Consider the following 22,704-nt stretch of genomic DNA (forward strand, 5'->3'; position numbering starts at 1 on the left):
GCGGTATAAAACCGCCTGCCGGTTAGGATAAGTTTAACCTGTCTGGAATGTTATTTGCCGCTTTTTACTTTGGTCCAGGCACGGGTGATCACCCGGTCGATTTTCGGCGGCTGGACTTTAAGGGTAAACATTTTGGCGCGGACATCGGCCGGCGGATAAATACCGGGGTTGTTGCGCACCTCTTCGCTGACCAGCGGCGTGGCGGCCTTATTGCCGTTGGCGTAGAAGATCTGGTTACTCACCTGGGCGATGACCTGCGGGTCCATCAGATAATTGATAAACTGATAGGCCTCGTCGAGGTTTTTGGCATCGGCGGGAATGGCCAGCACGTCGAAAAACGCCAGGGCGCCCTCTTTCGGGATACTGTAGGCGATATTCACGCCGTTTTTGGCTTCCTTGGCGCGATTGGCCGCCTGCATGACGTCGCCGGCCCAGCCGATGGCCACGCAGATATCGCCGTTGGCCAAATCGTTAATATATTGCGAGGAATGGAAGTAACGGATGCTGGGGCGCAGTTTCAACAGCAGATCGGTCGCCGGCCCGGTATAATCGTCGGCATTGGCGCTGTTGGGATCTTTCCCCAGGTAATTGAGCACGGTGGCGAAGATTTCCGCCGGCGCGTCAAGGAAAGAAACGCCGCAGCTTTTCAGCTTGGCCAGATTTTCCGGTTTCAACACCAAATCCCAGCTATTGACCGGGGCGTCGTTGCCCAATATCGCTTTGACTTTATCAACGTTATACGCAATCCCGGTGGTGGCCCACATATAAGGAATGGCGTATTTATTGTCGGGATCGTGCTGGCTGATAAGTTTCAGCAGTTCCGGGTCGAGATTTTTATAATTGGGCAGCTTGCTTTTATCCAGCGGCTGGAATACCCCGGCGGCCAATTGGCGCTCAAGGAAACTGGCTGAAGGCACCACTACGTCAAAACCGGTACTGCCGGCCATGAGCTTGCCTTCCAATACTTCATTGGAATCAAACACATCGTAGACGACTTTGATGCCGGTTTGTTTTTCAAAATCCGGCACCGTATTGGGTGCGATATAATCCGACCAGTTATAGACATGCAGCGTTTTTTGCTCCGCGCCGATGGCGGAGACGGACGCGGCCATTAGCAAGCCGGCGACTACACCCGACAGCCAGTTTTTACGTTGGGTGAACATCCGTTGCTTCCTCCAAATCCCAGTCAATAAAAAATATTTATGCATATCGCTAACGATATGCAATGCATGAATAAAGCACAGCAACGCAAGCATAACCGCAGCGCAAGTGCTACGCCAGCGATCGGAAAAAAAAATGGCTTTAATCGATTATTTATTCACTAAATGTCTATCAAATCTGGTATTCAGTGCGTAAAAGACACAGGATCTCCGCTCGAACATGCAAAATGACAGCATAAAAGAGGGCATAGGGAGGGAATGGGCGGACGCCGCCATACGCGGTGGCGCCGCATTAGTGGATCACGGGCAAGATATGTTTTGGTTCGGCGTGCGGCTCCTCGTCAATAAACAGCAAATCATTGGCGCGGGCTTCCAGAATCAGCATGGATAGCTGTTCTTCCGACTGCTGCATAAAATGCTTGAACTGGCCGAAGGTAACCCCTACCTCGATGCTCAGCGCCTGGCAGGCCACCAGCTTGGGTAAATTATCATCCTGGATATCTATAAACGCCTTCACGGTCAGCGAACTGGCATTGATCTGGCTCAAGTCCCCCACCAATGCAATCAGTGCGGTGGGACGCACTTCCGCCAGGGCGGAAAACAGGATGACGTTGTCAACCAGATCGATTTTCGCATCAAAAATGCCGTCAAAATTTTGCATATGCGGCAGATGCAACGCCTGGCAGGAGTCACACTCAAAGAATGAAAGACTGAGTTTTTCCAACCAGCGTCTAAGGATGTCCAGATCCGGGACAACAAGTGAATCCATAAAGGCCAACCTCTAATGTCAAATGTGAAACGGGGCATAGCTTACGGAATAATAACGAACGACGCCATGGACAAACGCTGTAAATTATCACCTATTGCCTGTCCTCGATAGGCCGTAGGTGCCACTGCCCCCGCGCCGCGAGACTAAAGGCAATAACATCATGTTGATTTGTAATGGATAGCCGGCCAGCCGCCGCGGGAAGGTCTTACCAATGCTCTACCCATCGGATAAAGTCTGAAAATGTAATCCTTTTGAGCATCCTCGCGGTTAAAAAACGATTTATCCGGCTAATCGCCGGTGGCGCGCTGCGCTTAGGAAATTTTATGTAATGTGTTTTGCTCAATATAGGTAATCATCAAACCGGCTATATCAATCCCCGTGGCGGTTTCGATCCCTTCCAGCCCCGGCGATGCGTTAACCTCCATGACCAGCGGGCCACGCTGCGCGCGTAAAATATCCACTCCGGCGACGTGCAGCCCGAGGGTAGCCGTCGCTTTGATGGCCACCGCCCGCTCCTGGGCGGTGATGGTGATTTTGCGCGCCGAGCCTCCCCGATGCAGATTGGAGCGAAAATCGCCGGGCTGGGCCTGGCGTTCAATCGCGGCCACCACGCGATTGCCAATCACCAGGCAGCGAATATCGCAGCCTTTGGCCTCGTGGATATATTCCTGCACCAGGAATTGGGCTTTTAACCCGCGAAACGCGTCGATCACGCTTTTGGCGGCCTGCGCGGTTTCCGCCAGCACCACGCCGATGCCCTGGGTGCCTTCCACCAGTTTTACCACCAGCGGCGCCCCGCCCACCATGGTAATCAAGTCATTGGTGTCATCAGGCGAATCGGCAAATCCCGTTACCGGCAAATCAATCCCTTCCCTGGCCAATAGTTGCAGCGAATGCAGTTTATCCCTGGCGCGGGTGATGGCGACGGAATCGTTCAGCGGGTAACTGCCCAGCATTTCAAACTGGCGCAGCACCGTGGTGCCATAAAACGTAATGGCGGTACCAATGCGTGGAATAACCGCATCATAGTGGGCCAGCCGCTTACCCCGATAATGAATCGAGGGCGAGTCACAGTTGATATTCATGTAACAAGACAGCGGATCGATGATATCCACGCTATGGCGGCGGGTTTCAGCGGCGTCCCGTAGTCGCTTGCATGAAAAAAGTGAACCGTCCCGGGATAGAATAGCTATTTTCACGCCTTATCCTGATTGGTCGTTATGATCGCAGCCATGATAATCCGGCCGCCGCTTGGGATCGAGCAAAGTTTAGGGGGTTGCAAGAACGTATTGCCCCGCGGCGGGTCAAGATAGGCCAGGGGCATTGGACTGAAAGGTAATTTCTGCTTTTTTTTGACGCAAGTCACAGGCATAGTAAAAGGCAACAAGAAGCGTAACAGAGTCCATTGATTCGTTTCGATTGTCATTTCATAGGTTAAGGAGTGTATATGTTTGCTGTCATTTTCGGACGTCCAGGCTGTCCTTATTGTGTGCGCGCTAAAGAGCTGGCTGAAAAACTGACCGCGGAACGGGACGACTTTTCTTACCGTTATGTGGATATCCATGCGGAAGGCATATCCAAGGCTGATTTGTCGAAAACCGTCGGCAAACCCGTCGAAACCGTGCCGCAGATTTTTGTCGATCAGGTGCATATCGGCGGCTGTACGGATTTTGAGGCTTATGCCCAGGAAAATCTGAGCTTGTACCAGCAATAATTCCTGCGTCGCGGGTCAGCCACGGCTGGCCCGGTTATCTCCCCCCCGGTTCCAAGCCTCCCTTCCCCTTTTCGCCGATGTTTCAGTGCGCCGGCCGCTTGAACATGACGCCGATAAAATACCAGCCCAGAGCACCGCATGCGCACCAAAACACCGCGCTTAATAAATAGGTCATTTGATACCATAGGCTGGGGGGCTCGCTGCGGGCTACGGAAAACAGCACCAGGCATAACGGCGAGGCAAGCAGAGCGCCCAGCACCGGAAAAACTATTTTATTGGCTTGGGACAACAAACCGCCGACGACCCCGGGCACAAGAAATAACAGCAGTCCCAGAGAAGCGCCATGATTTTGAGCGTTCATTACCGCAAAGCCGCTTTCCTGACTGGCAAACACTACCGCAAATAGTACAGCGCTACTTATGATTCCCGCTCCGCGTCGGTAAACCGTCATTATCGCCTCCCATAATTGCACCGTGATAAAACGTCATAGTAAAAAACCTATAATTACCCTATATTTAGGCCACTAATAGGCAATCATAAGATATCATCGGCATTAACAAAAAAAGCTCGGCCGGAAATGCGCTATTTTTATCGACTCTATTTTCGGCAACGCTCGTATGGGCCAAAATCAAATGAAGCTGATATCCCTGGCGCTGTTTCACACTGCCAAGATTGAATAAAACCACTATTGAATGCTGATAAATATACCCGACAAACTTATAATTATCAAATAGTTGCTAGTAGCAATAAAGTTATCATCCGTGAATATTAACGTGGCTGACTTGTTAAACATGGATGAATTTTTGTTATTAATTATGGGTTAATAATCACGGCGCCGAAAATGGATAATAACGTTAAAACCGACTCAACATGGTCATTCAACAGGGTTTTTAGCGTTTTTTTTTATTTTTCCCACTAATGGCATTAGCGGCGTAAAAAATTTTCACCCGGAAAAAACAGGCCATTTAAATTGCAAATCAGCAGAGAGGCAATTAAAAAATCAGTTTTTTCTCATTATGACTGACATTGGCCGCCGTTGATTACATAAGGCAGAGTCATTGATTAAGCCGCTCTAACCAGGTTTGCTACGCACACCGCCCCGTCGCCGGCCTGGGGCGAGCCGATCGCCACGGACCCGGCGCCCCGCCCGCATAGGGATAACGAGTGTAAAACGTCCCCTGGCGCCGAATCCGCACGGCGGTATGGCGATCGATGTATAAAAATTTTTAGCGCAATCCAGAACTTTCCCTAATCCTTAGAGTCTGATTTAATGCCACTGCTTTTCTTTGATGTCCCCAAATTGAGGAGCCCGATCGTCCCGCCTATTAGGTTCAAGACTTTCGGGTTTTTTATTGTCCGTTCCCCATCGCCGCCCCATACCAGCATCATCCCTTTTTGGCCTGCCCGAACCCGCGTGCCCGGATTATGCCCGGCCGTAGCGCGCGTAGGCTATTGCCCATGCAAACCGCGCCGCGCAGGAAAACCCGCCCCGTCCATCAGCCGATTCGGCACGCAGCCTGACGACGTAAAACCGCTGTGTTGGTCTAATATTGATTAGATAAATTAAATGGGTAATATAATATATTTAATTTTATTATTGAGCTATTAGTTACCCTATTTAGATACCATTATTTTAATAATTTCCAAACGATTATTGTTTTTATAGCCTGCGAGTTACGATATTACCCATGGCTAAACATGGATAAGATAATAACTCTAATATATCCATAACATTATGCCTTAAATTAACATTAACGCTAATGAACTATTTTGAATCATTAGCGTGAAATAGCCGTAGGTTTGCCGAATGAAAAGAATATCCTCCGCGCTTGAATCAGAGACCCAGATCAAAAAATGCCAAATTAGCACATGAATCTTTTAGGCAAAGGCTATATTATGGCCGCCAGTTATCGGCGATATATGATCTACTGCTAATTCATAACGTTTATTCTTTTCTGGTAATGAATAAACGCAACGGGAATTTAAGCGAATATAGCCGTTTTTGTATGCATTCCGTTTAGTTTTTTTGGAGATATGATGGATACGACGCAAGCAACCCCGATTACCCTGGATGAGCGGGCAATCCTGCAACCCTGGCGTCAATCGGACTCGGTATGGATGCTGGGACTTTATGGCACCGCCATCGGCGCGGGCGTGCTTTTCTTGCCCATCAACGCGGGTATGGGCGGGCTGCTGCCCTTGCTTATCATGGCCGTTATCGCGTTTCCCATGACGTTTTACGCCCACCGGGCTTTGTGTCGCCTGGTTTTATCCGGTAATCCTGACTGTAAAAATATTACCGATGTGGTGGAACTGCATTTCGGCCCCCGCGCCGGCAGTATAATAACCTTACTTTATTTCTTCGCCATTTATCCCATATTACTGGTATATGGCGTAGCGCTCACCAATACCGTCGACAGCTTTATTACCTACCAACTTCATCAAACCGCCCCGCCGCGCGCGGTATTGGCGCTGATTCTGATTCTCGGCCTGCTGGGCATTATACGGCTGGGGAAAGATCTGATCGTCAGGGTCATGAGCATTCTGGTATTTCCTTTCGCCGCGACCCTGATCTTCCTGGCGCTATTTTTAATTCCGCACTGGAGCACCGATATTTTCCAGCAGCCCGTGACGCGCGAAGTCACGGGAAATAGCGGCTGGCTAAATACCCTGTGGCTGGTCATACCGGTGCTGGTATTTTCATTTAACCATTCACCGATTATCTCTGCCTTCGCCATGTCAAAACGTGAGGAATACGGCCATAACGCGGAAAAAAAATGTTCGCGCATTCTGCTTTTCAGCAATATATTGATGGTGCTGACGGTCATGTTTTTCGTCTTCAGCTGCGTCCTGAGCCTATCGGCCGCGAACCTGGCTGACGCCAAGGCGCAGAACATCACTATCCTGTCATTTCTGGCCAACCACTTCAGCAGCCCCTTGATCGGCTTCATCGCGCCGACGATCGCCTTTGTGGCCATTACCAAATCTTTCCTTGGCCATTACCTGGGCGCCAGAGAAGGGTTTGCCGGCCTGCTGGTCCAGTCGCTGCGCAAGCGCGGTAGAACCATTAACGCGACGGCATTAAACCGGCTGACGGGCATATTTATGCTGGTCTCCACCTGGCTGGTGGCAACGCTTAATCCCAGTATACTGGGCATTATAGAAATCCTGGGCGGCCCCGTTGTCGCCATACTGCTGTTCCTGCTGCCCATCTACGCCATTAATAACGTGCCGGCCATGGCGCGCTACCGCGGCGCGGCCAGCAACGTTTTTGTGTGGGTCATCGGATGGATGGCGCTGGCGGCCATTATTTACAAAATGCTGGGATAAAAAGCCAAATGCCTCCCGACGGGAGGCATTTGGCTAGGGCGGGAAAGCGTACGCAAGGATGAATGACGGCAAGCAGTTATTTACCAAACCAGCCGTGAATGGTTTGCAGTATCCAATCCCAGATGTTGCGGAAGAATCCGCCTCGCTGCACCTCATCCAGCACCACCAGCGGCCGCTGTTCAATCACCTTGCCGTCCATCAGGAAATCAATCGTCCCGACGACCTGATGGCGGGCCAGCGGCGCTTCAAGATGCGGCGACGCGAGCGTGAAAGACGCTTTCAGATTTTTCATCTGGCCCCGGGGCAACGTAATGGAGGCGTCCTGGGCCACGCCAAGATCCACCTCGCTGCGATCGCCGAACCAGACCCGCTGGCGGGTAAAGGGCTTAGCGGCGGTGATGGGCGTCACCGTTTCAAAAAAACGAAATCCCCAGGTCAGGATTTTTTCGCTTTCCCGAAAGCGCACGCCGTCGGTCGGGGCGCCGAGCACCACCGAAATCAGCCGCATGCCGTTGTCCGTGGCCGACGCCACCAGATTATGGCCGGCACCGTCGGTATAACCCGTCTTGATGCCGTCAACGTTCAAATTGCCGCTCCACAACAGGCGGTTGCGGTTGAGCTGTTTGATTTTGTTGTAAGTAAACTCTTTTTGCTTATGCAGCGCATATTCATCCGGCACATCGCGGATCAGCGCCTGGCTAAGGATCGCCATATCGCGCGCGGTGCTGTACTGTCCTTCGGCGTCCAGGCCGTGGACCGTAAGGAAATGGGTATTTTTCAGCCCCATACCCTCCGCATATTTGTTCATCAAGCTGACAAACGCATCCTGGCTGCCCGCCACATAGTCCGCCAGGGCGATACTGGCATCATTACCGGACTGGATCACCACGCCATTATTCAGATCGGCAACCGTCACCTGCTCGCCAGGTTTCAGAAACATCAACGACGAACCGCGCAGCACGGGGTTACCGGTGGCCCAGGCGTCCTTGCCGATAGTGACTTTATCCTGCTCGGTGAATTTTTTGGCCTTGAGCGCCTGGCCAATCACGTAGCTGGACATGATTTTAGTCAGGCTGGCAGGGTCGAGACGCAGATCGGCATTGGATTCCGCCAGCACTTTGCCGCTCTGGTAATCCATGAGAATAAACGCCTTGGCGTTCACTTCCGGAGCGCCGGGCGCCGTTTCCGCCCGGGCAAGGGGGATGCTAAGGACTAACAGGGCGCCAAAGCTCAGCGCAGTAATTTTTTGTGGTAAAGCGAAATTCTTCATGACGTGGCCAGAGTATCCATTCAAAAATGGTTACCGCGTTACTCACGGTAGAGGATTGAGCATAGCATCCTGAAAAATGCGTTCAAGATGTCTGAATCATGTTCCAACAAGCTGAGTTTATTCGAAACGAAGTCACTTTGCCGCATTGAAGGCAAATTTTCAGCTTTTTTTATACTTTTATTTTCATGGCGCCGGCCGGCGCCCCGCCAGGAGCCGGCCGGCGGGCCTTAGCGTTTACTGCGCCGGTCCGCCCGCTGCGCCAGCCAATCGCCCAGGACCTGCACGATTTGCACTAAAATCACCAATGCCACCACGGTAATAATCATCACTTTGGTTTCATAACGATAGTAACCAAAGCGAATGGCCAAATCGCCCACCCCGCCGCCGCCGACAATGCCCGCCATGGCGGAATACCCGATCAGGCTGACCAGGGTAATCGTCAATCCCCGCAGTAATCCCGACGCCGCTTCCGGCAATAATACCGTCGTGATAATGCGCAGCGGACTGGCGCCAAACGCCTCGGCCGCTTCAATAATGCCGGGATCGACTTCGCGCAGCGCGCCGTCTACCAGGCGGGCATAAAAGGCAATGGCCGCCACCGACAGCGGTACCGATGCGGCGATAGGGCCGATGGTATTGCCCAGTAACAGCTGGGTCAGCGGTAGCAATAGTACCAGCAGGATCACAAACGGAATGGATCGGATAATGTTCACCAGCACCGTGCCGATAAGATAAAGGGCGCGGTTTTGCCAGAATAGATGGCGGTCGGTGACAAAGATCAAAAACCCCAGGGGCAACCCGCCGATAATGGAAAATAGCGTGGCGATGCCCACCATTTGGAACGTTTCGCCGAACGCGGCCAGCAAATCGAGCCATAAATCAGCCATGCAGCACCTCCACGCGCGCCGTATTTTCCTGGATATAGGCCACCGCCGCGGCCAACTGCCCCGGATCGCGCGGGTGGGCCAGCAACGCCACCAAAATCCCCAGCGCCCGCTGGCCGATATATTCGATTTTGCCGTGCAGGATATTCACCGATACGCCATAGCGGGTAGCGACATCCGATAGCACCGGCTGTTCGGCGGAGGCGCCGACAAACAGGATTTTCAACAAGGTGCCCTGTAAATCCTGCATCAGCCGCGGCGGCAATTCCAAATTGAAGGTATGCGACACCAACTGGCGGGTGAATTCATGCTGCGGGGCGGCAAAAATATCAAACACCTCCCCTTCCTCCACCATGTTGCCGCCGGTCATTACCGCCACCCGGTCGCAGATGCTTTTAATTACCGTCATTTCATGGGAAATCAGCACAATGGTGATGCCCAGGCGGAGGTTGATTTCCTTAAGCAATGCCAAAATGGCTGCCGAGGTCTCCAGATCCAATGCCGAGGTGGGCTCGTCGCACAGCAGCACTTCCGGCTGGTTGGCGATGGCCCGGGCGATGCCGACGCGTTGCTTCTGTCCGCCGCTCAGCTGCGCGGGATAAGCGGCCGCCTTATCCGCCAGCCCCACCAGATCCAAAATTTCGGGCACCCGCCGTGCGATATCTGCGGAAGATTTGCCCGCCGCGCGCAGGCTGAAGGCGACATTCGCCGCCACGGTACGGGTATGCATTAAGTTGAAATGCTGGAAAATCATGCCGATTTTCTGGCGTTGATGGCGCAGCGCGCCGCCGGTCAGCGAGCTGACATTGACGCCATTGACGATAACCTCCCCGCGACTGGGCCGCTGGAGCAAATTGATCGTGCGCAGCAGAGTGCTTTTGCCGGCCCCGCTGGCCCCGACTATACCGTAGACTTCGCCTCGTTTGATATGCAGGCTGACATCATCCACCGCACGGGCGCTCGGTTGTTTTCCCCTGGGGAACTCAACGCTGATATGGTTTAACCGAATCATTATCCGCATACTCCAAGCTTACGTCTTAAGCGGAACCAATGTCGCCGGCCAGGAGGGCCGGCGGGGAAAATGCTAGGGCTTGGCCGGCGCGGCGGCCTGCATCCATTGCGGTTTCTGGAATTGGCTGAACACCGAGTCGGGTTGATTGATCGCCGCGGCATAAGCGGGGGATTGCACGGCGGCCTTGATATCCTTGACAAACGGCTTATCCATATCGTCACTGCGTACCGCAATGACATTTTTTAGATTTTCATCCAGCGTTTCCAATGCCAGCGCGCTGGACAGCTTCATCCCGGCGGCAAAAGCAAAGTTGCCGTTGACCAGCGCGCCGGTGGCGCTATCCAGGGTGCGGGGCAACTGGGCGGCTTCCAGCGGCTTGAATACCAGGCCGCGCGGATTGACGGCGATATCCCGTTCAGAGGCTTTGGTGGGGTCGATATCGGCCTTGATTTTAATCAGGCCCAGTTTTTCCAGAAAACGCAGCCCGCGCGCCAAATTGGTGGGATCATTGGAAAGCGTGATGATATCGCCTTTCTTGAGCTGATTGATGGCCGTGATTTTATGGGAGTAAAACCCCATGCTGGCGGTCGGTACCGTAATCAGCTTTGCCACCTTGAGGTTTTTGTCCGCGGCGAATTTTTCGAGATAAAGAGTATGTTGAAACAGATTGGCATCGATACTGCCGTTGGCCAGCGCCATATTCGGCTGTACGTAATCGCTGAACTCCCGCACGTCGACTTTATACCCTTTTTTGACCAATTCCGGCTTGATGGCCTGCTTGACCATATCCCCATAAGGCCCCGGGGCCACGCCGAAAACGATGGTTTTTGGGTCGCTGTTGGCGTGGGCCAGTTGCAGCCCCAGGGCCAGCAGTCCGATGGAAAGCGCTGCGCGCAGGGTGGTGTTAAGCATCATAACGGTGAGTGTCCTGATTAGATAAAATGGGCGATGGTCGTCAAACCCATGATTAAATCATAATTATCACCGTCGTATAGCGTATTGTTGGCGGAGCCATTTCTTTTGAAAGAAAATATCGTTTTAACCGATCTGGGAAAATAATCACTAGAAAACGAACTGATTTTTCAGGTTATAATTCATTTAACCTCGATGAAAGCGGCCGGTAAAACAGGCCATAACGCATGTCGCGCATCACCATATGGAAGTAATGCTATTGACGCGGCGGCACGGCATAATAGGTTTGCCGGTTTCCGTTTTAGGCATAACGTCTGGTTATAGTGCGTACTGATGATTAATGATTACCCGGCTGTTTTTAATAAAAATTAATGCGGAGAAGGTGCGATGCTTACAATCTGGGGTCGTGAAAATTCAGTAAATGTGAAAAAAGTCTTATGGTGCGCCGCCGAGCTTGAATTGGTTTTCAACGCTATACCCGCCGGAGGGGAATACGGTAAAACGAAAGATCCCCTTTTCCTGGCCCTTAATCCCAACGGTTTGGTGCCCTGCATGCAGGATGACGAGAACGATCTGGTGTTATGGGAATCCAATACCATCGTGCGGTACATGGCCGCCAAATTCGGCCAGGACGTCTGGCTGCTGGCCGATGCGTCGGTACGCGCCATGTCGGAAAAATGGATGGACTGGACATTATCCAGCCTGGCGCCGGCCCTGCAACCGGTGTATATCAATCTCATCAGGACGCCGCCGGCGAAACGCAATAAACAGCTAATAGAAAACGGCATCAAAAGATGTGAAGAATTATTTGATATCGCCGAGACCGCCTTGCATAAACACCCCTATTTTTCCGGGGATGAATTTGGCATCGGGGATATTCCCATGGGCTGCCTGGCCTATAACTGGTTTACCCTCGATATCCCGCGTAAACCGCGTACCGGGCTACAGACCTGGTATAACGCCATTTCCGCGCGTTCCGGCTTTCAGACCCGGGTGATGCTCCCCTTGAGTTGACTATGCCCGCGCAGGGTGCCGGAACACCCTGCGCGCCGTACCGGCCGCGGGTTACTCCAATCCTACTTTAAGCAATTTTCCGTTACGCTCATCGGTAAGCACGTACAAAAAACCATCCGGTCCTACCCGCACATCCCGTATCCGTTCACCGCGATCTTCGAGCAAACGCTGCTCGGCCACCACCCGATCGCCTTCCAGGGTCAGCCTAAGCAAGGCCTTCTGCTTCAAAGCCCCGATAAATAACGAATGCTGCCATTGCGGGAAACGCCCGGCATTATAAAACGCCATGCCGCTGATCGCCGGTGATTTTTGCCAATACCACACCGGCTTTACCGTGCCCGCCACCTCGCCGCCCTGCGCCTCCGGAATTTTCAGCCCGGAATAATTAATACCATAGGTAGCAATCGGCCAACCAAAATTAGCGCCCTTGGCGATAATATTCACCTCGTCCCCGCCCATGGGGCCATGCTCGTTCTCCCAAATGGCGCCGCTCCAGGGGTTTAACGCCAGACCCTGCGGATTGCGATGTCCCAGCGACCATATTTCCGGCCGGGCGTTTTCATTATGCACAAAGGGGTTATCCGGCGGGATCTCGCCTTCGGCGGTCAGACGGATAATTTTGCCCTGGTGTTTGGTCAGGTCCTGCGCGGTGGGGCGCCGATTGTTTTCGCCCAGGCTGATATATAAAAAGCCCTGGGGATCAAACGCCAGCCGTCCGCCGAAGTGCTCGCCGCTGGATAATTTAGGCTGCTGGCGGAAAATCACCTTGAAATCCGCCAGGTGCGTATTGTCCTGCGACAAGCGGCCGTATCCCACCGCCGTTCCCGCTTCATCTTTGCCCTGCTCGGCGTAGCTGAGATAGACACGCCGCGATTGGCTGAAGCCCGGGGCCAGCACCACATCAAACAATCCGCCCTGGCCGTGGGCATAGACCGCCGGCACCCCGCTCACCGGCGCGGACAAAGGCTGCCCTGGCCGCCAATAACGCAGCCGCCCTGGACGCTCCGTTATCAGCATGCCGTCCTCCTGCGGCAGGAACGCCAGCGACCACGGATGATCCATACCGGTCAGCAGTTGGGTCACTTTCGCTTCAGCCGCCGCTGCCGGTCCGCCGGATAGGCCATAAATACCCGCCAACAGCAGAGGTATTATCCAACGCATCTGGTTATCTCCCTTAACGAATCCCTTTTAAGCGTAGAAATGACCCAGCGGTTATGCGACGAATCGCCGCCGGATTTACATTAACTGACAAAGTCAAAAGCCTGGCGGATGCTAAATTAGTTTTAACATTAACAAATTGCATGTTATTAATTTGCCAATAACTAATTAAAAATTCAAACAATACCTGGCCATAATATTGGTTCCGCCGGCCCAGGTAAGCGCCCGATTTTATGGCAAATAATAAGGAGTGAGAATGCAGATATCCAAACGCGCCCCGGTTTTGCACCGGTTAAGCCCCGCGCTCGGCCTCACATTAGGTCTGTTGCTCAGCGGCTGCGCCCCGCATCAGCAAGCCGCAGCGCCAGAAACCGCGCAACAAAAGCTCACCGAACAAACGGTATTTGCCGTTAACTGGATGCAGCAATCAGGCGAAATCAGCGCCTTATCCTACCAGGCGTTTAATACCGCGGAAACCGCGTTTATCCAGGCCCGGGCCAAAGCGGGACTGAAAAAAGCGGTGGTGGTGGATTTGGATGAAACCATGATCGACAACACCGCCTATGCGGGCTGGCAAATCAAACACGGCCAGCCTTTTACCGACGCCACCTGGAGCAAATGGACCCAGGCCCGCGAGGCCAGGGCGCTGCCGGGCGCGGTTGAGTTCTCCCATTATGTCATTGACCACGGCGGGCGGATTTTTTATGTCTCCAACCGCGACCAGGCCGATTTTACCGCCACGGTGGATAATCTGAAAGCGCTGGGATTTGCCGATGTCAGCCCGCAAACGGTGCTGCTTAAACCCATCGGCGGCAGCAGTAATAAAACCGCGCGCTTTGGCCAGGTGGAACAACAGGGCTATGATATCGTGGTGTATGTAGGGGACAACCTGAATGATTTCAGCGGCGAGCCCTATCATAAACTCAATACCGAACGCCGGGATTTTGTAAACCGCCACCAGGAAGAATTCGGCCGCAAATATATCGTGCTGCCCAACCCCAGCTATGGCGATTGGGAAGGCGGGATGGCAAAAGATTACTGGCCGGCCTCGGATGAACAGAAAGTGAAGATCCGCGAAGGCAAAGTTGACGCCTGGGATGGAAAGTAATGGCTGATTAGACCTCGCGCCACGATATCAGCATCGGAGGCCACGGCTAGTGACGAGCGTGGCCGACAATTCGGGTGATCTGTTTATCGTTATCCGGCTACAAAACGACGATTTAACTCAGGCAACAGGTAGTGGATTTTTATAAAAAATATCATTAAATTATTCCACAGCCTATTTCTCCCGAGCATAGAGTACACGCGATAACCTGTTGTCGCGGCAAATATAATATCAAAACATTACTCCGGAAATTAACGAATGATTTTTTTTGGCAATCTATACGGTAAAAATAGCCATTGCTTCTATTCCCGTACGTCATAAAATTACCTTGATATTCATAACCGATCAATAAATGTTCCGTACCAAGGAGTACGGAACAAACGTTTTTCCCAGCGTAAGGAGTCAACATGGCCTTGCTACTCCCAATTTTACCCCAGTTGGTTAATGGTATTATCACTACTAACCAAATCTCCGCTGACAACGGCATTATTGTACAAATTCCTACATACGGGAATGTTTCACTAAATGACACCATCAAGTTATATTTTAATGGCATCTTAGTTGAAACCTACCTGGTAATAAACGTATCCGACTTACCGAAGTTATTTATGATCCCTAGGAATATTTCCACCTTAGGCACCAAAAGTGTTTATTATTCTGTAACCGACAAGGTGCAAAATATGAGTGAATCGCCCCGAGTTAATTTTAATGTATCCCAAAGTCAGACAACAGCTGATTACCTCCTTACCCCGACAATAATTGTAAATAATAGCCAAGCGAATAATGTAAATTACAATATCATCCTTTATACCCTATCCAGCCCTACCGGAGCGTCGGTCAGCAATGTATATTTGCTATTTGAAGCCCTCGGCGGCGGCACCCTCGGCGCTGCTTACGGCGCGACTAATGCGAACGGTCAATATCAGTTGACCGTCCGCAGTGGCGCTGTCGGCAGCGTATTAGTTCAAGCGAAGGTGAGTCTCGACGCTACGGTTATAACGTTTACCGATTTAAATTTCGTCGCGGTGCCTGTGGCTTATCAACTTACTACCAGCATCATCAGCAATAACAATTCCGCCGATGGTCAACATGCCAATGTGATTCAGGCAAGGTTGGTCAATGCCAATACCGGCCAGGGTATAGCAGGTCAGCCTCTTTTGGTTTATGTCTCTGGTCCAGCGACCTACCCGTCTACCATTATCACCAATGCAACAGGTTATGTTTCAATCTATATCACCACCAACACGCCGGGCACGTTGACCGTGAGCGTATATTTAGAAGCCAATACATCGATTTCCTCTTCGCAGAATATTAATTTTACCGTTACTTATCCCATTGTATTAGGCTCCCGAACCGTATGGCTGCAACACGATGTCGGAATACAAAAACTATTAGGTCCCTATAACCTCACCGCCTTTAACCGTTATACAATAGAAACCACCAGAGAGCCGTCCACTGTGTGGAATTGCCAAAATAATCAAGCGTTTAATATTGCAACTACTAGCTGCACCATCGGCATTGAACGCGCTTTTTATTTTTTGGATGACGATCTTTCGGATGTTGTCCCCTTAAGAACCGCGTCGGGGGCTAATTTATCTTCAGAACGCGTTATGTGGTTTGCCCCTGCGAATAGCGGTTATGGCGTGGTGACCATCAAGGATTGGGGGCCACAAAATGCGGCGGCATTCGATCCGGCATTGTTGGAGCAGCTTGAGGCAGAACAAATAGCCGAACGGGATGCGCCAAAGGAAGAAACGGTTTCGGATGAACTGACCGAGCCCACGGGTTTGCCCACTCGGGCGCTATCGTCCGAACAAGAGGCATTGCCGCAGTTGACCGGGCAACCCGGAGCAGGAGAGTCTGGGAGCAGTTAGGCCTGTTTTTCTGGCCGGGTAATAGCGTATCCGGCCAGTTTTTTATTTCTGCATGGGTCCCTGTTCCGCCCGCTGGCAAAATCTGCGGTGCATAAAGCAGGCCAGCCACAGCCGGTTTAGGCGCTGGATCACCCTGCAAAGACGGGTAACCGCAGTTTTCCCTCAACTCTTCAGCTTCGGGTCCAGCGCATCCCTCAATCCGTCCCCGAGCAAATTAAACGCCAGCACGGTCAAAAATATCGCCAGGCTGGGGAAAATGGCGATATGGGGCGCAGTGACCATATCCGCCCGCGCTTCGTTAAGCATCGCTCCCCATTCAGGGGTGGGCGGTTGGGCGCCAAGACCAAGGAACGACAGGCTGGCGGCGGTAATAATCGAGGTACCGATACGCATGGTAAAATACACCACGATGGACGACAGCGTGCCCGGCAGGATATGGCGCAGCAAGATAGTGCGATCGGACGCGCCGATGCTGCGCGCGGATTCGATAAACGTCTGGTGTTTGAGCACCAGCGTATTGCCGCGCACCAGGCGGGCGAAGGCCGGAATACTGAAAATCGCCACGGCGATAATCACATTCGACATGCCGCTGCCCATAATGGCCACCACCGCGATGGCCAGCAAGATGCCCGGAAACGCAAACAGCACGTCGCACACGCGCATAATCAGCCGGTCCCACCAGCCTTCATAATAACCGGCCACCAGCCCCAGCACGGTGCCGATGGCCATACCCAACAGCACCGAAAAGAAGCCGGCCGCCAGCGAAATGCGGGTGCCCATCAGGATACGGCTGAAAATATCGCGCCCCAGTGAATCCACCCCCAGCCAATGCATCGCCGACGGCCCCTCGTTAAGCCGGTCGTAATCGAAAAAATTCTCCGCGTCGAACGGCGCCAGCCAGGGAGCGAAGATGGCGGCAATCACCAGCACCAGCACAAAGATCCCGGCCGCCAGGGCCAGCGGCTGCCGTTTGAAACGCCGCCAAAATTCGCTCCAGGGGGTGCGAACGCGCTGGGGAGTTATCACCGGCATCGCCTTGAGTGCGGCCTCTCGTCGCCAGAATTTCATCCCAGGTCCTTACTGATACCGGATAGACGGATTAATTGCCGCATATAGCATGTCCACCAGTAAATTAATCACGATAAACTCCAGCGAAAACAGCAGCACCTCGGCCTGGATCACCGGGTAATCGCGCATTTCCACCGAATCCACCAACAAACGCCCCAGCCCCGGCCAGTTAAATACTTCTTCCACCACGATCGACCCGCCCAGCAAAAAACCGAACTGTAGCCCCATCATGGTTACCACCGGGATCATGGCGTTACGCAGTCCATGTTTGACGATCACCCAAAATTCGCCCACCCCTTTCGCCCGGGCGGTGCGCATATAATCTTCCTGCATGACCTCGACGAACGAGGCGCGGGTAAAACGCGCCATAATCGACGCTACCGCCGCGCCCAAGGTTATGGACGGTAAAATATAGTGCTGGGGGGTATCCGCCCCCACGGTGGGCAACCAGCCCAGGTTGACCGAAAAAATCTGCATGAGCAGCATACCCAGGGCAAAGGCCGGGAAGGAGATACCCGAAACCGCCAGCGTCATGCCGATTCGATCGGGCCAGCGATTGCGCCAGACCGCCGACACGATGCCCAGGGCCATGCCGAAAATCACCGCCCACAGCATACTGGCGATGGTCAGCCAGAAGGTAGGCATAAACCGCGAGCTCAATTCGGTGCTCACCGGCCGTTTCGAGACCAATGACGTACCGAAATCGCCCCGCGCCGCATTACCGATAAAATGCAAAAACTGTTCGGGCAACGGTTTATCCAGGCCCAAATCCTGACGCACCAGCGCCACTACCGAAGCGTCGGCGTTCGGCCCGGCCGCCAACCTGGCCGGGTCGCCCGGCAACAGATGGACAAACAGGAATACCAACACCGCGACAATCAGCAGCGTAGGAATCAGGCCCAGTAACCGATTGATAAAATAATTCAGCATCGGCGCCGGTTTATTTCATATCGGCATGGGTAAAATCAAAGGAGCTGTCGGGCATCACATAAAAACCGGTCAGGTTCTTGCTGTGCGCGTAAAGCAGCTTCTCGGTGAGCAGGAACACCCACGGCGCGTCGGCCCAGATTTTATCCTGCGCATCTTTATACAAACGGGTTTTTTCGGCCCGGTCGGTAGTTTTCAACGCGTCGGTCAAGTCTTTATCCACCTGCGGGTTGTTGTAATAGGCGGTGTTGAAAATGGCCGGCGGCGCGGACTGGCTGGCGAACAGCGGCGTCAAGGCCCAATCGGCTTCGCCGGTGGACGCGGACCAGCCGGTATAGAACATGCGTACGCCGGTTTCATTTACGCCCTTGGCTTCCACCTGCGCGGCGCGCTGGCCGGCATCCATGGCGGTGACGGTGGTTTTAATCCCCACCTGCGCCAGTTGCTGCTGGGTAAATTGCAGCGCTTTCTGGAAGGTGCTGGTATTGTGCGACGACCACAAGGTGGTGGTAAAGCCGTTGGGATAACCCGCTTCCTTCAGCAGTTCGCGCGCTTTGGCCGGATCGTAAGGCCAGGGTTTATATTTCACCGCGTAATCGATCCCGGCGGGCAACGGGCCCTCGGCGGGGACCGCATAACCGGCATAAGCCACCTTGATCAGCGCGTCTTTGTTAATGGCATAGTTGATCGCCTGGCGCACTTTCACATTATCAAACGGCTTTTGGGTTACATTGAGGCTGATATAGCGCTGCAAAATGGACGGCGCGGACACCAGCTCCAGCTTGCTGTTCTTGCCCAATACCGCGGCCTGCTCGTAAGGCACCGGGAACGCGAAATTGGCTTCGCCGGTTTGCAGCATCGCCGCGCGGGTATTATTGTCCACCACCGGCCGCCAGGTAATGCTATCAAGCTTGGCGGCGTCTTTTTGCCAGTAGCCGTCAAAGCGTTTTACTTTAACGAAATCGGTCTGGTTCCAGACTTCGAATTCGTACGGGCCGGTGCCCACCGGATGGAAACCGATTTCCTTGCCGTATTTTTGCAGCGCCGCCGGCGAAATCATGGCCGCCGCCGGATGGGACAGGTTATTGATAAACGGCGAGAACGGCGTTTTCAGGGTGATTTTAACCGTCGTCGGATCGATCACCTCGGTTTTATCGATCATTTTAAACAGGTTGTAGCGTTTGAGATGGTTCTCGGGATTGCTGGCGCGGTCCAGGTTGACCTTGACCGCCTCGGCGTTAAAGTCGGTGCCGTCCTGGAACTTGATCCCCGAACGCAGCTTGATGGTGTAAGTCAGCCCGTCGGCGCTGGGCTGGTAGCTTTCCGCCAGCACGTTCACCTGCTTCATATCTTTATCGAAGCCGAATAGCCCCTGGTAAAACGACTTGGCCACCGCCTGGGACAACGTATCGTTGGCGTCATAGGGGTCGAGGCTGGTGAAATTGGACCCGACCGCGATGACCGCGTCTTTGGCGGCCCAGGCCGGTACCGATACCAGCGCGCCCATCACCGCGGTGGCGATCAGCCAGCGGCGTTGAGTATTTTGTGCAATCATAACGTTACCCTCTCCATGAAAATCCCTGTCATTCAATACGCGCCGCCGATCGGATGACGGGCGACATAGTGCCCTTCACCGACCTTTACCAACGGCGCAACAATGGGTTCATCCCCCAGCGCCCGCACGGGGCTGGGGATCTCATCTACCAGTAAAGCATGTTCGGGACGGCGGCGCGCGGGATCGGGCACCGGCACCGCCGACATTAATTTGCGGGTATAGGCGTGCTGGGGATGATCAAACACCTGGCGCCTGGGGCCTATCTCCACGATTTGCCCCAGATACATCACCGCCACCCGGTGGCTCACCCGTTCCACTACCGCCATATCATGGGAAATAAATAAAAAGGCGATGCCGAATTCCCGCTGCAAATCCAGCATCAAATTGACAATCTGCGCCTGGATGGAGACATCCAGCGCCGATACCGACTCGTCGGCAATCACCACTTTAGGATTTAAGGCCAGCGCCCGCGCGATGCAAATCCGCTGACGCTGGCCGCCGGAAAATTCATGGGGATATCGCTGCGCATGCTCGGGCAGCAGGCCTACCCGTTCCAGCAGGGCGTCTACCCGCTGCTGGGCGGCCTTACCTTGCGCTACGCCATGCACCAGCAAGGGTTCCATAATGGAATACCCCACGGTCAGCCTGGGGTCGAGTGAAGCATAGGGGTCCTGGAAAATAAACTGGATATCCCGGCGCAGGCGCTGCAATTCATTGCCCTGCATGGCGGTGATCGATTGGCCATTAAATATAATATCGCCGCTCTGGCTCTCCACCAGGCGCAGTAACGAGCGCCCGGTGGTGGATTTGCCGCAGCCGGACTCGCCCACCAGGGCCAGGGTCTCGCCGGGATAGAGCGAGAAACTGACCTTTTCCACCGCATGCACCCGCCGTTGGACGCGGTTGAGGATGCCGCCGCGGATATCAAAACCGGTGACCAGATCTTTTACCTGCAAAACGGGTTGGGCGCCGGGCGGCACCGTATCTTGCGGCAGGGCCCGCTCCACCGGGGCGGGCGCCGGGTCCGCGCCGCCGAGCTGCCCCGGTTTCAATAGCGGAAACTTGGCGGGGAAATCGCTGTCGGCCATGGAGCCGAGTTTCGGCACCGCCGCCAGCAGGGCCCGGGTATAGCCGTGCAGCGGCCGGGCGAAGAGCTGTTCCACCGGCGCCGACTCCACGTCATCGCCCCGGTACATCACCATCACCCGGTCGGCCATTTCCGCCACCACGCCCATATCATGGGTGATAAACATCACGCCCATATGCATTTCGCGCTGCAGGGTGCGGATCAGTTGCAGAATTTGCGCCTGGATGGTGACATCCAGCGCGGTGGTGGGTTCGTCGGCGATCAGCAGCGCCGGTTTGCACGATAACGCCATGGCGATCATCACCCGCTGGCGCATACCGCCGGACAATTGGTGCGGATAGCGGTCCAGCATGCTTTTGGCCGTGGGGATGCGCACCAAATCCAGCATCCGCAGCGCTTCTTGCCGCGCGCTGCGATGATCCTTGCCCTGGTGCAGGCGAATGGATTCCGCAATTTGCTCCCCGACCGGAAATACCGGATTGAGCGAGGTCATCGGCTCCTGGAAAATCATCGCCATATCCGCCCCGCGCAGGCCGCGCAAGGTGGATTGGCCGGCGGTGGTCAAATCCACCAACCGGCCGTTGCGCCGGCGAAACAGCATGCTGCCGCTGTCCACCTTGCCGCCGCCCAATTCCACCAGCCGCATCACCGACAGCGCGGTAACCGACTTGCCGGAGCCGGATTCGCCGACAATCGCCAGGGTCTCTCCGCGATTGATCTCGAAAGAGATATTTTTTACCGCCTCGATGCGCTGGCCTTCATGGGTAAAATGGACTTTCAGATCGCGTACCGCCAGCACCTGCCCCTCGGGCAAGCCAGGGGCGGCGGACTGCTCCGCTCCCACGCCCCGTTCCCGGGCCGCGGCGATTTCCGCCGCCGGCCGCGCCGATGCCGCGCCGGCCATCAGCGGTAAATCCTTGTCTCGACGGGCCCGCCCACATAACCGATGCCCCGGTACATTCCTTCGCTGTTAAACGGCAGGGCCACATTACCCTCCGTATCCACGGCGATTAACCCGCCCGAGCCGCCGAGGGCCGTGATTTTTTCAAAGATAACCCGCTGCGCCGCATCCGCCAGCGGCAGACCGCCGTAAGCCATCAGCGCGCTGACATCGTAGGCGGCGACGGCGCGGATAAACACTTCGCCGCTGCCGGTGCAGGACACCGCGGCGGTGGCGTCATCGGCATAACAGCCGGCGCCGATAATAGGTGAATCCCCCACCCGTCCGGCTTGTTTATTGGTCATGCCGCCGGTGGAGGTGGCCGCCGCCAAATGGCCGGCACTATCGCAGGCCACCGCGCCCACGGTACCAAATTTGCGATCCGCATCAAGGGGGGCGCCCGCCGCGGGCGCATCGTGATCCAATATCGCGCCGGCGTCGGCGGCCTGGGCGCGCCGCAGCTGGGCATACCGTTCCTCGGTGGAAAAAAAACCCGGTTCCACCCGCTCCAGGCCCCGGCTGGCGGCAAAAGCTTCCGCTCCCGCGCCGGTAAACATGACGTGCGGGCTATGTTCGAGCACCGCGCGCGCGGCCAGGATGGGATTGCGAATATGCGCGACGCCGCACACGGCGCCGGCGTCGCGGGTATGGCCATCCATAATGCTGGCATCCAGTTCGTGGCTGCCCTGATGGGTAAATACCGCGCCTTTCCCGGCGTTAAACAAAGGGCATTCTTCCAGCTGTCGCACCGCTTCGGTCACCGCGTCCAGGGCGCTGCCGCCCGCCGCCAGAATCGCCTGGCCGGACTCGACCACCCCGGCGAGAGCGTGATGATACCGCCGCTCTTGTTCCGCACCCATGGCATGGCGCGTTATAGCGCCGGCACCGCCATGGATGACTATGACTGGTTTGCTCATGTAATCAA

General features: G+C 54.4%; 19 protein-coding genes. 5 read left to right on the top strand and 14 right to left on the bottom strand.

The window, feature by feature from the left end:
• Positions 1-50 precede the first annotated feature (50 nt).
• From potF to rimK, 3 genes are all read right to left on the bottom strand, one after another.
• Positions 51-1,163, bottom strand: coding sequence for a spermidine/putrescine ABC transporter substrate-binding protein PotF (gene potF / locus ACL2XP_RS18665; RefSeq protein ID WP_413734533.1), 1,113 nt, complete (start codon positions 1,161-1,163; stop codon positions 51-53).
• A 289-nt stretch (positions 1,164-1,452) separates the two neighbouring features.
• Positions 1,453-1,929, bottom strand: a complete 477-nt coding sequence (locus tag ACL2XP_RS18670) for a YbjN domain-containing protein (protein ID WP_413734535.1) — start codon at positions 1,927-1,929, stop codon at positions 1,453-1,455.
• 311 nt (positions 1,930-2,240) lie between these two features.
• Positions 2,241-3,128: a 30S ribosomal protein S6--L-glutamate ligase gene (rimK, locus tag ACL2XP_RS18675; RefSeq protein WP_413734537.1), complete on the bottom strand. Its 888-nt coding sequence runs from the start codon at positions 3,126-3,128 to the stop codon at positions 2,241-2,243.
• Positions 3,129-3,376: 248 nt separating this feature from the next.
• Here rimK and ACL2XP_RS18680 point away from each other — a divergent pair, with 248 nt between their 5' ends.
• Entirely contained in the window at positions 3,377-3,643 is a 267-nt protein-coding gene (locus tag ACL2XP_RS18680) for a GrxA family glutaredoxin (RefSeq protein ID WP_413734539.1), read from the top strand.
• A gap of 82 nt (positions 3,644-3,725) precedes the next feature.
• On the opposite strand, the gene ybjM is transcribed toward ACL2XP_RS18680, so the two are convergent.
• On the bottom strand, positions 3,726-4,094 hold the full coding sequence (gene ybjM / locus ACL2XP_RS18685) for an inner membrane protein YbjM (protein WP_413734540.1): 369 nt from the start codon (positions 4,092-4,094) through the stop codon (positions 3,726-3,728).
• Positions 4,095-5,680: 1,586 nt separating this feature from the next.
• On the opposite strand from ybjM, the gene ACL2XP_RS18690 reads away from it, so the two are divergent.
• Positions 5,681-6,973: an aromatic amino acid transport family protein gene (locus tag ACL2XP_RS18690; RefSeq protein WP_413739222.1), complete on the top strand. Its 1,293-nt coding sequence runs from the start codon at positions 5,681-5,683 to the stop codon at positions 6,971-6,973.
• A 76-nt stretch (positions 6,974-7,049) separates the two neighbouring features.
• Here the strand turns inward: ACL2XP_RS18690 and ACL2XP_RS18695 are convergent, their stop codons facing one another.
• The 4 genes from ACL2XP_RS18695 to ACL2XP_RS18710 all read right to left on the bottom strand — a co-directional run bounded on the left by ACL2XP_RS18695 (position 7,050) and on the right by ACL2XP_RS18710 (position 11,054).
• The gene (locus tag ACL2XP_RS18695) at positions 7,050-8,243 is read right to left on the bottom strand and encodes a serine hydrolase (RefSeq protein WP_413734542.1); all 1,194 of its coding nucleotides are present in this window, start codon (positions 8,241-8,243) and stop codon (positions 7,050-7,052) included.
• A gap of 227 nt (positions 8,244-8,470) precedes the next feature.
• Positions 8,471-9,130 (bottom strand): methionine ABC transporter permease, encoded by a 660-nt coding sequence (locus ACL2XP_RS18700; RefSeq protein ID WP_413734543.1) that lies wholly within the window; start codon positions 9,128-9,130, stop codon positions 8,471-8,473.
• The gene (locus ACL2XP_RS18705; protein WP_413734544.1) at positions 9,123-10,139 is read right to left on the bottom strand and encodes a methionine ABC transporter ATP-binding protein; all 1,017 of its coding nucleotides are present in this window, start codon (positions 10,137-10,139) and stop codon (positions 9,123-9,125) included. Before ACL2XP_RS18705 ends, ACL2XP_RS18700 begins: the two co-directional genes overlap by 8 nt.
• A gap of 72 nt (positions 10,140-10,211) precedes the next feature.
• Entirely contained in the window at positions 10,212-11,054 is an 843-nt protein-coding gene (locus tag ACL2XP_RS18710; protein ID WP_413734545.1) for a MetQ/NlpA family ABC transporter substrate-binding protein, read from the bottom strand.
• Between the two features lie 384 nt (positions 11,055-11,438).
• Between ACL2XP_RS18710 and ACL2XP_RS18715 the strand changes: the two genes are divergently transcribed.
• Entirely contained in the window at positions 11,439-12,065 is a 627-nt protein-coding gene (locus tag ACL2XP_RS18715) for a glutathione S-transferase family protein (protein ID WP_413734547.1), read from the top strand.
• A 51-nt stretch (positions 12,066-12,116) separates the two neighbouring features.
• Here the strand turns inward: ACL2XP_RS18715 and ACL2XP_RS18720 are convergent, their stop codons facing one another.
• Complete coding sequence (locus ACL2XP_RS18720; protein WP_413734548.1) at positions 12,117-13,226, bottom strand: PQQ-dependent sugar dehydrogenase; 1,110 nt, start codon at positions 13,224-13,226, stop codon at positions 12,117-12,119.
• 253 nt (positions 13,227-13,479) lie between these two features.
• On the opposite strand from ACL2XP_RS18720, the gene ACL2XP_RS18725 reads away from it, so the two are divergent.
• Entirely contained in the window at positions 13,480-14,331 is an 852-nt protein-coding gene (locus tag ACL2XP_RS18725; RefSeq protein WP_413734549.1) for a 5'-nucleotidase, lipoprotein e(P4) family, read from the top strand.
• Positions 14,332-14,735: 404 nt separating this feature from the next.
• The gene (locus ACL2XP_RS18730; protein WP_413734550.1) at positions 14,736-16,202 is read left to right on the top strand and encodes an Ig-like domain-containing protein; all 1,467 of its coding nucleotides are present in this window, start codon (positions 14,736-14,738) and stop codon (positions 16,200-16,202) included.
• A gap of 162 nt (positions 16,203-16,364) precedes the next feature.
• Here ACL2XP_RS18730 and gsiD read toward each other — a convergent pair whose 3' ends face one another.
• Genes gsiD through ACL2XP_RS18755 form a run of 5 tightly spaced genes read right to left on the bottom strand, consistent with a single transcriptional unit; the run spans position 16,365 to position 22,696 of the window.
• Positions 16,365-17,270 carry a glutathione ABC transporter permease GsiD gene (gene gsiD, locus ACL2XP_RS18735; RefSeq protein ID WP_413734551.1) on the bottom strand — a complete coding sequence of 302 codons (906 nt, stop codon included), beginning with the start codon at positions 17,268-17,270 and terminating at the stop codon, positions 16,365-16,367.
• Between the two features lie 9 nt (positions 17,271-17,279).
• Complete coding sequence (gsiC, locus tag ACL2XP_RS18740) at positions 17,280-18,200, bottom strand: glutathione ABC transporter permease GsiC (RefSeq protein WP_413734553.1); 921 nt, start codon at positions 18,198-18,200, stop codon at positions 17,280-17,282.
• A gap of 10 nt (positions 18,201-18,210) precedes the next feature.
• Complete coding sequence (gsiB, locus tag ACL2XP_RS18745; protein ID WP_413734554.1) at positions 18,211-19,752, bottom strand: glutathione ABC transporter substrate-binding protein GsiB; 1,542 nt, start codon at positions 19,750-19,752, stop codon at positions 18,211-18,213.
• 32 nt (positions 19,753-19,784) lie between these two features.
• Positions 19,785-21,743 (bottom strand): dipeptide ABC transporter ATP-binding protein, encoded by a 1,959-nt coding sequence (locus tag ACL2XP_RS18750; protein ID WP_413734555.1) that lies wholly within the window; start codon positions 21,741-21,743, stop codon positions 19,785-19,787.
• The gene (locus ACL2XP_RS18755) at positions 21,743-22,696 is read right to left on the bottom strand and encodes an isoaspartyl peptidase/L-asparaginase family protein (protein ID WP_413734556.1); all 954 of its coding nucleotides are present in this window, start codon (positions 22,694-22,696) and stop codon (positions 21,743-21,745) included. The genes ACL2XP_RS18750 and ACL2XP_RS18755 overlap by 1 nt, the downstream gene beginning before the upstream one ends.
• Positions 22,697-22,704 lie beyond the last annotated feature (8 nt).

This window comes from Sodalis sp. RH21 (assembly GCF_047324175.1).
Classification (GTDB): Bacteria; Pseudomonadota; Gammaproteobacteria; order Enterobacterales; family Enterobacteriaceae; genus Acerihabitans.